Raw genomic sequence first — 12,213 nt, 5'->3', positions numbered from 1 at the left:
TCCGGTGGGGGGTGGTCGGGTTCAGGAGGAGGCGCCGGCGGCGGCCGGCGCGCGGTAGAAGGGCAGCCGCGGGTCGACCCGCTGCTGCTCCCAGGTGCTGCGGACCCAGCCGTGGGCGGGGTCGTCGCAGATCTTCCAGGCGCGCTCCGGCGCGGGGCCGGCCATGACGTTGAGGTAGTACATGTCGAACGCCGGGGAGGCGATCGAGGGTCCGTGCCAGCCGTGCGGGATGAGCACGACGTCGCCGCCGCGGACCTCCTCGAGCACCTCGATCGGGCGCTCCGCCTCGCCGTAGACGCGCTGGTAGCCCAGCCCGCCCTCGACGACCGGGGTGCCGGCCGGGGCCAGCGAGCGGAACGCGAAGTAGTAGACCTCCTCGAGCTCGCTCTCGACCTCGCTCGCGCGGTCGTGGCGGTGCGGCGGGTAGGACGACCAGTTCCCGGCCGGGGTCAGGACCTCGCACGCGATGAGCTTGTCCGTCTCGAACGCCTGCGGGGTCGCGAAGTTGTTGACCTGGCGGCTGGCCTGACCCGCACCGCGCAGCTCCACGGGGACGCCCGAGGCCGGGCCGTAGCGGAACGGGAGCCGGCGCCCGGCCCGCGCCGCGGGGAACGCCAGGACGGCACCCGCGGTGCTGCGCACCGTCAGCTGCTCGTCGCGCCCGACGTAGGCGAAGTCGGTGACGCCGTCGAAGACGCTCGCGCGGCCCGCGAGCTCCAGCACCTGCTCACCCACCTGCACCGAGGCGGACCCGGCGAGCGGCAGCACCAGCAGCTCGTCCTCGCCGGTGGCGAAGGTCGCCTCGCCGCCTGGCGCCAGCGTCAGCGTCCGCAGGCCCGAGAAACCCCAGCCCGCCGACTCCGGCGTCACGACGAGGTCGAAGCCCTCCCCCGCAGCGGTTCCGGCGGGGACGTACAGCTCCTGGGCCACGGTCGGCCTCCTCTCGGGGCAGGTCAGCGGACGAGCGAGACGGCGGTCTGCACCGCGGCGGCGACGTCGTCGTCCGGCGGGTACAGCAGGGTGCGCCCGACGGTGAGGCCGCGCACCGAGGGCAGCGCGAGGGCCTTGCGCCACGACGCGAACGTCTCCTCGGGCGACGTCGCCGGGTCGCCCCCGAGGAGCAGGGTCGGCAGCGTCGTGGACTCCATGACGCGCTCCATGTCGTCCACCACGGGGATCTTCAGCCACGTGTAGGCCGTCGTCCGGCCCAGCGCCTGGGCGACGTTGATCGACTTCACGACCCCGTCCGCCGACAGGTCGTGCACGACCCGGCCGTCGACGCGCGAGGACCAGAACGGCTCGATGACGGCGATCAGCTCTCGTGCCGCGAGCTCGCTGATCGCGTCGGCCGAGGCCGTCAGCGTCGGCAGGGTCCCCGCGTCGTCGAGCGCGATGCGGGTGAGGAACTTGCCGCCGTCGAGGTGCATGTCCTCGATGGCCTGTGCGTCGTAGCCCGTGAAGCGGTCGTCGAGCTCGAAGCTGGCGCCCTGCAGGCCACCGCGGTTCATGGAGCCGAAGACGACCTTGCCCTCCAGCGCCCCGAGGAGGGTGAGGTCCTCGATGATGTCGGCGCTGCCCAGCAGCCCGTCGACGCCGGGGTTGGCCAGGGCCACGCGCAGCCGGTCGAGGAGCTCGGTGCGGTTCGCCATGGCCATGGGCCGCCCGCCCACGCCGTTGGCGCCGCGGGCGGGGTGGTCGGCCGCGATGACCATGAGGCGGCCGTCGGCCGGCAGCAGCGGGCGGCGGGCGCGGGCCCGCGCGAGCTCGAGGACGCGCTCGGGCTCGCGGGCGCGGATCTCCGCGACCTCGGCGTAGTCCGCGGCGAAGCGGGTCGGCTCAGGCACGGGCGGCCACCTCCTCCAGCAGCGCCTCGACCTCGGCGGTCGTCGGCATGGCGGTCGAGCACTCCCGGCGGGTGGCGACGATCGCCCCCGCCGCGTTCGCGAACCGCAGCGTCGTCTCGAGGTCCCAGCCCGCGAGCAGCCCGTGGCAGAGCGCGCCGCCGAAGCCGTCACCCGCCCCGAGGCCGTTGACGACCGCGACCGGCGTGGGCGGCACCTCGACCGTGAGGTCCTTCGTCATGCCCAGCACGCCGCGGGGACCCTGCTTGACGACGGCCACCTCGACGCCCGCGTCCAGCAGCGCCCGCGCGGCGCGGTGCGGGTCGGTCTCGCCGACCGCGACCTCGCACTCCTCGCGGTTGCCGACGGCGACCGTCACGTGCGGCAGCGCCCGGCGGACCTCCGCGGAGGCCTCCTCGGGGTGCTTCCAGAACATCGGCCGGTAGTCCAGGTCGAGCACCGTGAGGGGGCTGCGGGCCCGGGCCTCCCAGGCGGCGTGGTGCGCCCCGCGGCTCGGCTCCTCCGACAGGCCCGTGACGGTCGCCCAGAACACGCCGGCGTCGCGGATCGCCTGCAGGTCCAGCTCCTCCGCGCGGATCCGCAGGTCCGGCGCCGTGGGCAGGCGGTAGAACAGCAGCGGGAAGTGGTCCGGCGGGTACATCTCGCAGAACGCCAGGGGCGTGTTCAGCCCCTCGACGCCGGAGACGAACACGTCGGAGACCCCGAGGTCGGCCAGCGCGCGGTGGACGAACGTGCCGAAGGCGTCGAGGCCGGTGCGGGTGATGACCGCGCTGGCCCGGCCGTGCCGGGCGGCCGCGACCGCGACGTTGGTCGCGGAACCCCCCAGGTACTTGCCGAAGGTCTCGACGTCCTCGAGACCCACGTTGTCCTGCAACGGGTAGAGGTCGACGCCGACCCGTCCCATCGTCACCACGTCGAACGCTGCGGTGCTGGTCACGCGAGTCCTCCTGAGCCCTGGTCCACGGTGTCGCCGCCCGCCCCGGCCGTGGTCGCGGGCCGGCGGACGGCGGGTCGCAGCGGCGCGGGAGCACGACGAGAGTGCCCGCGACGACCGCCCGGTGTCAAGCTATGTCAGGACAAACAGACCTACAGACATGACGACGTCGGATGGCTACGATGGCGGACCGGTGGCCACCGACGGCGGCTGCGCCACCGCGCGCCACCGAGCACGGGAGCTGTCGTGAGTGATCTGTTCGTCGACCTGGACCGGTCGAGCCCGGTCCCCCTCTACTTCCAGGTCGCCCGCCAGATCGAGCAGGCGATCGAGGACGGAAAGCTGCCCCCCGGCTCGCGCCTGGACAACGAGATCCACCTCGCCGACCGCCTCGGGCTGTCCCGGCCCACGATGCGCCGCGCGATCCAGCAGCTCGTCGACAAGGGCCTGCTCGTGCGCAAGCGCGGGGTCGGCACGCAGGTCGTGCACGGCCAGGTCACCCGGCCGGTCGAGCTGACCAGCCTGCACGACGACCTCGTCCAGCACGGGCAGGCACCGACCACGACCGTCCTGCTGCACGAGGTGGTCGGGGCCGGGGACGACATCGCCACCACGCTGACGGTCGCCCCCGGCGACCGCGTCCTGCACACCCGCCGCCTGCGGTTCTCGGCCGGCGAGCCGCTGGCCGTGCTGGAGAACTGGCTGCCGGCCGCCTTCGTCGACCTCAGCGCCGAGGCCCTCGTCGAGCGCGGGCTGTACCAGCTGCTCCGCTCGCGCGGGGTCGGGATGCGCGTGGCCCGCCAGCGCATCGGGGCGCGCCGGGGCACGAACGAGGAGTGCACCCTGCTCGACGAGCGCCGCGGCAGCCCGCTGCTGACCATGGAACGCACCACCCACGACGACTCGGGCCGGGCGGTCGAGTTCGGCCGCCACGTCTACCGCGCCAGCCGGTACGCGTTCGAGGTCACCCTCGTGGACCGCTGACCCGCTCCCCACCCACCACTCGCCCCGCCGACCCGTCCCCCGCTGAGAGGCCGAGACCATGACCGCGACCACACCCCGCTCGAGCACTCCGGGGTGGTACACCGCCGACGACTGCGACCTCGTGGAGTTCCGCGCGGTCGTCGAGGTCGAGACGCGGCTCGAGGACCACCCGCACGCCGACGCCGTCGAGCAGGGCGTCCTCGTCTACGGCGATCGGGTGCGCGACGTGCCCGCGGCCGGGCCGCAGCGGCGGGAGCTGCAGGCGGAGCTGGCCCGGGCGCTGGCCGACGGCCCGGGCATCGTGGTGTTCCGCGGGGCCTTCGAGGCCGGGGTCGTCGACCGGGCGAGCGCGGTGTTCCGGGCGCTGATCGAGGAGCAGAAGGCCGCGGGCGTCACGGGCGGCGACCACTTCGCGAAGCCCGGCGCGAACGACCGCGTGTGGGGTGCGCTGGACAAGTTCGGGGTCCGCGACCCGGAGGCGTTCGCCGACTACTACGCCAACGACGTGCTGGCGCTGGTCAGCGAGGCCTGGCTCGGGCGCGGCTACCAGGTGACCTCCCAGCTGAACGTCGTGAACCCCGGCGGGACCGCGCAGCGCGCCCACCGCGACTACCACCTCGGGTTCATGGACGCGGCCCAGGCGCAGGCCTACCCCGCGCACGTGCACGCCCTCTCCCCCGGCCTGACGCTGCAGGGCGCGGTCGCCCACGTCGACATGCCCCTGGAGTCGGGGCCCACGCTGTACCTGCCGCACTCTCAGAAGCACCCCGCCGGGTACGTGGCGTTCCACCAGCCGGAGTTCACGGCCTACTTCGACGAGCACCGGGTCCAGCTGCCGCTGACCAAGGGCGACGCGGTGTTCTTCAACCCCGCGCTGTTCCACGGCGCGGGGTCCAACGTGTCCGCCGACGTGAAGCGGATGGCGAACCTGCTGCAGGTCTCCTCCGCGTTCGGCCGCGCCATGGAGACGGTCGACACCGCCGCCCTCAGCTCCGCGGTGTTCGGCGTCCTGGCGCGCCGCCGGGCCGCGGGTACCGAGGAACAGCTGCTGCGCAACGTGATCGCGGTCGCCGCCGAGGCGTACGCGTTCCCGACGAACCTGGACCGCGACCAGCCGGTCGGCGGGATGGCCCCGCAGACCCAGGCGGAGCTGCTCGCCCGAGCGCTCGACGAGGAGTGGTCGCAGGACCGCCTCGACGAGGCGCTCGCCGCGCAGGCCGAGCGCCGCCGCAGCGCCCTGCGCTGACCCCACCCACCCCCCACCTCAGGAGCAGACGTGCGTCTCGGACTCATCGGCCTCGGCCGGATCGGCGCCTTCCACGCCACCAACCTGGCGGGCCTCGACGTCGTCTCGTCGCTCGTGGTGGCCGACGCGGCCCCCGGGGTGGCGGCCGCCCTCGCCGCGCGCACGGGTGCGCAGGCCGTCGACACGCCCGACGCCGTCCTCGCCGCGGGGGTGGACGGCGTGGTCGTCGCCGCCGCGACGGACGCGCACCCGGAACTGCTTCTGGCCGCCGTGGCCGCGGGGATCCCGGTGTTCTGCGAGAAGCCCGTCGCCCGGCACCCGGCGGACGCCGTCGAGGTCCTGCGCCGCGTCTCCGAGCACGACGTGTCCGTCCAGATCGGCTACAACCGCCGCTTCGACGCGGGGATCGTCGCCGCCCGGGAGGCCGTGACGAGCGGCGCCCTGGGGCGCGTGCACACGCTGCGCTCGACGACGCTGGACCCGGCCCCGCCGCCGCCGGCGTACGTGGCCTCCTCCGGCGGGATCTTCCGCGACTGCAGCGTCCACGACTTCGACGTCCTCCGGTTCGTCACCGGCCGCGAGGTCGTCGAGGTCTACGCCACGGGCAGCGCGCACGGCGACCCGGTGTTCGCCGAGAACGGGGACGTCGACACCTCCGCGGCCGTCCTCACCTTCGACGACGGCGCGATCGCCGTCGTGTCGAACACCCGGTACAACCCCCGCGGCTACGACGTCCGGCTGGAGCTGCACGGGACGCTGGACAGCGTCGCGGCGGGGCTCGACGCACGCCTGCCGCTGCGCTCCCTCGAACGCGGCGAGACGTTCCCCGCCGGGGTGCCGCACCAGTCGTTCATGGACCGCTTCGCCGACGCCTACCGCGCGGAGCTGAGGGCCTTCACCGAGGTCGTCGCGGGCACGCGCCCCTCGCCCTGCACCGTCGCCGACGCGCTGGAGGCCGGCTGGATCGCCGAGGCCTGCACGCTGTCGCTGGCCGAGCACCGGCCCGTGCGCATCGAGGAGGTCCGGCCGCCCGCCGCCGGCTGATGGCCCGGGGTTCGAGCTCCCTGCGGCGACGCCGACGTCACGCCGGCGTCACGCCGGGAGCTTGACCGCCAGGACGGGGATGTCGACCTCAAGCAGCAGCTGCTGGGACAGGCTGCCGAGGACGGCCTTGCCGACCGGCGAGCGGCGGCGGACACCGATCACCAGCCGGTCGACGCTGCCCTCGCGCTCCTGCAGGGCGTCGAGCACGACCTCGGCGGGGTCCCGGCGGCCGCGGCGCTCGACGACGACGTGGGACGGCTCGCCGGGCAGCGACGAGAGGTCGAGGTCCCCCAGCGTCAGGTTCAGCACGACGAGGTCGGTGCCGAAGTGCCGGGCCTCGCCGACGGCGACCTGCAGGGCGTGGGCTCCCTCGGGGGAGTCGGTCACCGCGACCATGACGGACATGTGGTCCTCCGTGAACGTGGGGTCGGTGGGACGGGTCTCAGGAGTAGTCGCGGCGGAACTGGCTCTCGAGCTGCTCCAGGGAGCGCCCGCGGGTCTCCGGCACGAACGTCCTGACGAACAGCAGGGCGAGCACGCCCAGCGCGGCGAAGACGAAGAACGTGTTCGAGATGCCCACGCCGGCCACCAGCTGCGGGAACGCGAGGCCGACGAGGAAGTTGGTGATCCAGAGGAGGAACACCGCGACGCCGAGGCCGAAGCCGCGCAGCTTCAGCGGGAAGATCTCCGCCAGCATCAGCCAGACGAGCGGCCCGATGGTCCCCTGCATGACGAAGACGAACGCGACGACGAAGAACAGGATCACGTAACCGCGCAGCACCCCGTCGGGCAGGAGCAGCGAGGAGAGGCCGACGAGCAGGTGGGCGGTCGTGGTCCCGGTGAAGCCGAACAGCAGCATGGTGCGCCGGTTCACCCGGTTCATCAGGCGCATGCCGACGAGGCAGCCCAGCAGGGAGAACAACCCGTTGGCCGTGTTGGCGATGAGGGCTCCGTTGCGGGAGAACCCGACGTCGGTGAGCAGCTGGGTCCCGTAGTAGATGATCGAGTTGATGCCGGTCAGCTGCTGGAACACGGCGAGGCCCACGGCGATGAAGAGCACGCGGCGCACCCAGCGGGTGCCGAGGTCGGACCACCCGCCGGTCTGGGCCTCCTTCTCCTCATCGGCCAGCAGGTGCACCTCGGCGAGCTCCGCCTCGGCGCGCTCGGGGCTGCGGACCTGCCGCAGGACGGCGAGCGCCTCCTCGTCGCGGCCCTTCGACGCGAGCCAGCGGGGGCTCTCGGGCATGGTCAGCATGCCGACGAACAGGGCGATCGCGGGCAGCGCGGCCACGGCGAGCATGTAGCGCCAGACGTCCTCCTGCTCCCCCCAGACGTTGCCGATGACCGCGTTGACGACGAAGGCCGCGAACTGACCCGACACGATCATCAGCTCGTTGCGCGTGACGAGGCCGCCGCGGCGCTCCGACGGGGCGACCTCGGCGAGGTAGACGGGCACCGTCACCGACGCACCCCCCACGGCGAGGCCGAGGACGAACCGCGCGGGGACCAGGACGCCGAGGGTCGGGGCGAGGACGCACCCGAGGGTGCCCACGAGGAAGACGACCGACAGCAGGATGATGTTGCGGCGGCGGCCCTGGAAGTCGGAGAGCTTCCCGCCGACGGCGGCGCCGATCGCGGCCCCCAGGAGCAGGATGCTCGTGACGAGCCCCTCGGTGAACGAGGTGAGGCCGAAGTAGGCGATCATCGGGTCCAGCGCCCCGTTGATGACCCCCGTGTCGTAGCCGAACAGCAGACCGCCGAAGGTGGCGACGACGGTGATGAGGCCGAGGCGCTTCGAGTGCGGCCCCCGCGTGTCCGGCGGCAGCGCCGGTGTCGCGGGTGACGTGGAGCCGTGGTGGGGAGCAGCCATGCGGGTGACCCTTCGTGCGTGCCGCGTCGCAGCGTCGTCGGGTGGGCTCGTTCGGCGCCGACCGTAGGAGCCGTGGCTGCCTATGTCAAGACATGAGGACATCACCCCCCAACGGACGAACCCCGCGCCGCGGCGGGGTCCGGGCCGCCCCGGCAGGCGCGCCGGCGCTCGTCAACAGGCGCTCGTCAGCCGGCGCTCGTCCGGGGCGTCACGGCCCGGACCGCCGCGGCGACGATCGAGGGGTCGGTGCGCGAGCGGGGGCCGAAGCCCCGGTCGGGCTCGTCGGGCGTGCGCGCCGACAGGTGCACGTCCCGCACCCCGGTCGCGGCGAGCAGCGCGGGCAGCGCGTCGGGGCGCACCCCGCCGCCGGCCATGACGCCCAGCCGGCCGGCCGCCGCCTCGACGGTGCGGCGGATGCGGTCCGCCCCCGCGTGCGCGCCCGCCGCTCCCCCGGAGGTGAGGACGCGGGTGACGCCGCAGGTCACGAGGTCGGCCACGGCCCGCTTCAGGTCCGCGCAGCCGTCGAAGGCGCGGTGGAACGTGAGGTCGCGGTCCCCCGCGGCGGCGCGGAAGCGCTGCAGCGCAGCGACGTCGACGGTCCCGTCGGCCAGCACGGGACCCACCACGAGACCCGCGGCGCCCGCGGCGAGCGCGAGCTCCGCGTCCCGCAGGACGAGCGCGACGTCGTCGGCGGAGTGCACGAAGCTGCCGGGCCGCGGGCGCAGCAGGACGTGCACGCCGAGGTCCCCGGCCGCCGCGACCGCCGCCTCGACGAGCGCGAGCGACGGGGTGAGGCCCCCCAGCTCGAGCGCGGCCGACAGCTCGACGCGGGTGGCGCCGCCCGCACGGGCGACCCGGACGCCGTCGAGGTCGCCCACGGCGACCTCGACGGCGACGGCCACGGTCAGCCGAAGTGCTTCGGCAGCGTGCCGGTGTGCGCCGCGCTCAGCTCGGCGAGACGCACGGAGAACCGGCCCTGCACGTCGAGGACGGGCTCCTGGCCCGGCTCGGCGTCGCTGACCCCGATGCGCAGGTGGGCGAGCCCGCGGGCGGTGCACATGTCGGTGAACCGCACCTCCTCCTCGCGCGGCACGGCCACCACGGCGCGCGCCGTGGACTCCGAGAACAGCGCCGTGAACAGGTCGACGCCGTCGCGCTCGAGCAGCTCGTCGAGCCACACGCGCGCGCCGACGCCGTAGCGCAGCACCGACTCCACGAGGGCCTGCGCGAGGCCGCCGTCGGAGAGGTCGTGCGCGGCGTCGACCAGCCCGTCGCGCGAGCACTGCACGAGCACGTCGCCCAGCAGCGCCTCGGCGGCGAAGTCCACCGCGGGCGGCATGCCGCCCAGGTGGCCGTGCTCGGCCCAGGCCCACTCCGACCCGCCGAACTCCTCGCGCGTCGTGCCGAGCAGGTAGAGGTTCTGCCCGGCGACCTTCCAGCCCGACGGGGTGCGGCGGCGGACGTCGTCGAGCACGCCCAGGACGCCGATGACGGGCGTGGGCAGGACCGCGGAGTCGAGGCCCTGGTCGCCCGTCTGGTTGTAGAGGGAGACGTTGCCGCCCGTGACGGGCACGCCCAGCGCCTCGCAGCCGACCGCGAGACCGCGCACGGCCTCGGCGAACTGCCACATGACGCCCGGGTCCTCCGGCGAGCCGAAGTTCAGGCAGTCGGTGACCGCGAGCGGGGTGGCCCCGGCCGCGGACACGTTGCGGTAGGCCTCGACCAGGGCGAGCTGGGCCCCGGTGCGCGGGTCGAGCTTGGCGTAGCGGCCGTTGCCGTCGAGGCTCAGCGCGACGCCGAGACCCGTCTCCTCGTCGACGCGCACGACCCCTGCGTCGTCGGGGGTCGCGAGCGCCGTGCCGCCCATGACGTAGCGGTCGTACTGGTCGGTCACCCACGCCCGCGAGCAGAGGTTCGGCGACGCGACCATGCGCAGCAGCAGCGCGCGCAGCTCCTCGTCGGTCCCGGGCCGGGCGAGGCGCTCGGCGGTCGGGACGTCGGCCTGCAGCGCGTCCTGCGACGCGGGGCGGGCGTAGGGGCGCTCGTAGACCGGGCCGTCGTGGGCGACGGTGCGCGGCGGGACGTCCACCACGGTCTCGCCGTGCCACTGCACGACGAGGTGGTCGCCGTCGGTGACCTCGCCGAGGACGGCGGCCTCGACGTCCCACTTCGCGGTGACCGCGAGGAACGCGTCGATGTTGGCCGGCGTGACGACGGCCATCATGCGCTCCTGCGACTCGCTCATGAGGATCTCCTCGGGGGAGAGCGAGGGGTCGCGCAGCGGGACGCGGTCGAGGTGGACGAGCATGCCCCCGTCACCGGCCGAGGCCAGTTCGCTGGTCGCGCAGGACAGCCCCGCGCCCCCGAGGTCCTGGATGCCCTCGACGAGGTCGGCGGAGAACAGGTCCAGGCAGCACTCGATGAGCACCTTCTCCTGGAACGGGTCCCCGACCTGCACCGCGGGGCGCTTGGACGGGCCGGAGTCCTCGAAGGTCTCGCTCGCGAGGACCGAGACGCCGCCGATGCCGTCGCCGCCCGTGCGGGCGCCGAAGAGCACGACGAGGTTGCCGACGCCGCGGGCGTTGGCGAGGTGCACGTCGGCGTGCTTCATGGCGCCGACGCAGAGCGCGTTGACGAGGGGGTTGCCCTGGTAGGAGGGGTCGAAGACGACCTCGCCGCCGATGTTGGGCAGGCCGATGCAGTTGCCGTAGCCGCCGACGCCGGAGACGACGCCGGGCACGACGCGGGCGGTGTCGGGGTGGTCGATCGCCCCGAACCGCAGCGAGTCCATGACGGCGATCGGCCGGGCGCCCATGGCCATGATGTCGCGGATGATGCCGCCGACGCCGGTGGCCGCCCCCTGGTAGGGCTCGACGAACGAGGGGTGGTTGTGGCTCTCCACCTTGAACGTCACGGCCCAGTCGTGGCCGATGTCCACGACGCCGGCGTTCTCGCCGATGCCCACCATGAGCGACGTCTTCATGGCGTCGGTGAGGTGGTCGCCGAACACCTTCAGGTGCACCTTGGAGGACTTGTAGGAGCAGTGCTCGCTCCACATGACCGAGTACATGGCGAGCTCCGCGCCCGTGGGGCGGCGGCCGAGGATCTCGCGGATGCGGTCGTACTCGTCGCTCTTGAGCCCGAGCGCCGCCCAGGGCTGCTCGCGCTCCGGGGTCGCCTCGGCGCGCGAAACGGTGTCGAGCCGGCCCGCCTGGTGCCCGGAGGTCGTGGCGCTCACGCACCCACCGCCGCGAGGCCCGCGGTGAGCACCGAGGTGAACAGCGCCAGGCCGTCGGTCGTGGGGCCGAAGCCCTCCTCGACCGCGTGCTCGGGGTGCGGCATGAGCCCCACGACGTTGCCGCGCTCGTTGGTGATGCCGGCGATGCCGCGCAGCGAGCCGTTCGGGTTCGGCCCGACGTAGCGGAACACCACGCGGCCCTCGCCCTCGAGGCGGTCGAGCGTCTCGGTGTCGGCGACGAACCCGCCCTCGCCGTTCTTCAGCGGCACGGTGATCTCGGTGCCCGCGGTGAGGGCCGAGGTCCACGCCGTGTCCGCGTTCTCGACCAGCAGGCGCTGGTCGGTGCAGATGAACTTCTGGGCCTCGTTGCGGACCAGCGCGCCCGGCAGCAGGTGCGACTCGCACAGGACCTGGAAGCCGTTGCAGATGCCCAGGACGGGGACCCCGCGCCCGGCGGCGGCCACGACCTCGGTCATGACCGGCGCGAAGCTGGCGATCGCCCCGCAGCGCAGGTAGTCGCCGTAGGAGAAGCCCCCGGGCAGGACGACCGCGTCGACCCCGTGCAGGTCGGCGTCCGCGTGCCACAGGGCGACGGGCTCGGCGCCCGCGAGGCGGACGGCGCGGCGCGCGTCACCGTCGTCGAGGGAGCCGGGGAAGGTGACGACGCCGATCCTCACGCGGACGCCACCTCGCCCGCACCGGCATCGCGGACGGAGACGACGTCCTCGATGACCGGGTTGCTCAAGAGGGTCTCGGCCGCGGCGCGAGCCTGGGCGAGCACCTCCGGGGTGACCTCTCCGGCCACCTCCAGCTCGAACCGCTTGCCCTGGCGGACGCCGGTGAAGGCGTCGAAGCCGAGGCGCGGGAGAGCGCCGACGACGGCCTTCCCCTGCGGGTCGAGGATCTCGGGTTTCGGCATGACGTCGATGACGACGCGGCCCATGCGCGGCACTCCTTCAGGGGGTCGGACGGCGGCACCAGGCTACCGCCGCGCGGGCGCCCTCCCGTCTGCCCGGGCGGGACGCCTCAAGCCGC

General features: G+C 74.1%; 12 protein-coding genes. 3 read left to right on the top strand and 9 right to left on the bottom strand.

All coding sequences use genetic code 11. The features are described from left to right. Nucleotides 1-21: 21 nt before the first annotated feature. From iolB to iolC, 3 genes are read right to left on the bottom strand one after another with little or no spacing between them, the layout of a single operon-like run. Nucleotides 22-930 (bottom strand): 5-deoxy-glucuronate isomerase, encoded by a 909-nt coding sequence (iolB, locus tag F1544_RS06555; RefSeq protein WP_167583455.1) that lies wholly within the window; start codon nt 928-930, stop codon nt 22-24. Between the two features lie 23 nt (nt 931-953). Further along, complete coding sequence (locus F1544_RS06550; protein ID WP_167583453.1) at nt 954-1,844, bottom strand: Cgl0159 family (beta/alpha)8-fold protein; 891 nt, start codon at nt 1,842-1,844, stop codon at nt 954-956. Next, nucleotides 1,837-2,799 carry a 5-dehydro-2-deoxygluconokinase gene (gene iolC, locus F1544_RS06545; RefSeq protein WP_308469915.1) on the bottom strand — a complete coding sequence of 321 codons (963 nt, stop codon included), beginning with the start codon at nt 2,797-2,799 and terminating at the stop codon, nt 1,837-1,839. The genes F1544_RS06550 and iolC overlap by 8 nt, the downstream gene beginning before the upstream one ends. Nucleotides 2,800-3,042: 243 nt before the next feature. On the opposite strand from iolC, the gene F1544_RS06540 reads away from it, so the two are divergent. The 3 genes from F1544_RS06540 to F1544_RS06530 are packed head-to-tail and all read left to right on the top strand — an operon-like array spanning nt 3,043 to nt 6,070. Beyond that, nucleotides 3,043-3,780 carry a GntR family transcriptional regulator gene (locus F1544_RS06540; RefSeq protein ID WP_167583451.1) on the top strand — a complete coding sequence of 246 codons (738 nt, stop codon included), beginning with the start codon at nt 3,043-3,045 and terminating at the stop codon, nt 3,778-3,780. A 58-nt stretch (nt 3,781-3,838) separates the two neighbouring features. After that, a complete protein-coding gene (locus F1544_RS06535; protein WP_167583449.1) occupies nt 3,839-5,026 on the top strand; it encodes a phytanoyl-CoA dioxygenase family protein in 1,188 nt (395 codons plus the stop codon). Between the two features lie 30 nt (nt 5,027-5,056). Then, nucleotides 5,057-6,070 (top strand): Gfo/Idh/MocA family protein, encoded by a 1,014-nt coding sequence (locus F1544_RS06530; protein ID WP_167583447.1) that lies wholly within the window; start codon nt 5,057-5,059, stop codon nt 6,068-6,070. A 48-nt stretch (nt 6,071-6,118) separates the two neighbouring features. Here F1544_RS06530 and F1544_RS06525 read toward each other — a convergent pair whose 3' ends face one another. The 6 genes from F1544_RS06525 to purS form a co-directional block, all read right to left on the bottom strand. After that, on the bottom strand, nt 6,119-6,475 hold the full coding sequence (locus tag F1544_RS06525; protein ID WP_167583445.1) for a universal stress protein: 357 nt from the start codon (nt 6,473-6,475) through the stop codon (nt 6,119-6,121). A gap of 37 nt (nt 6,476-6,512) precedes the next feature. Beyond that, on the bottom strand, nt 6,513-7,940 hold the full coding sequence (locus F1544_RS06520; protein ID WP_167583443.1) for a sugar porter family MFS transporter: 1,428 nt from the start codon (nt 7,938-7,940) through the stop codon (nt 6,513-6,515). Nucleotides 7,941-8,125: 185 nt separating this feature from the next. After that, nucleotides 8,126-8,842: a copper homeostasis protein CutC gene (locus F1544_RS06515; protein WP_167583441.1), complete on the bottom strand. Its 717-nt coding sequence runs from the start codon at nt 8,840-8,842 to the stop codon at nt 8,126-8,128. A 2-nt stretch (nt 8,843-8,844) separates the two neighbouring features. Continuing rightward, nucleotides 8,845-11,178 (bottom strand): phosphoribosylformylglycinamidine synthase subunit PurL, encoded by a 2,334-nt coding sequence (gene purL / locus F1544_RS06510; protein WP_167583439.1) that lies wholly within the window; start codon nt 11,176-11,178, stop codon nt 8,845-8,847. Continuing rightward, nucleotides 11,175-11,855, bottom strand: a complete 681-nt coding sequence (purQ, locus tag F1544_RS06505; RefSeq protein WP_167583437.1) for a phosphoribosylformylglycinamidine synthase subunit PurQ — start codon at nt 11,853-11,855, stop codon at nt 11,175-11,177. Before purQ ends, purL begins: the two co-directional genes overlap by 4 nt. After that, entirely contained in the window at nt 11,852-12,121 is a 270-nt protein-coding gene (gene purS, locus F1544_RS06500; protein WP_167583435.1) for a phosphoribosylformylglycinamidine synthase subunit PurS, read from the bottom strand. The genes purQ and purS overlap by 4 nt, the downstream gene beginning before the upstream one ends. Nucleotides 12,122-12,213 lie beyond the last annotated feature (92 nt).

Origin of the sequence: Kineococcus rubinsiae (assembly GCF_011839805.1) — a bacterium.
Lineage (GTDB): Bacteria > Actinomycetota > Actinomycetes > Actinomycetales > Kineococcaceae > Kineococcus > Kineococcus rubinsiae.
This window is presented reverse-complemented; position numbering and strand designations above follow the sequence as displayed.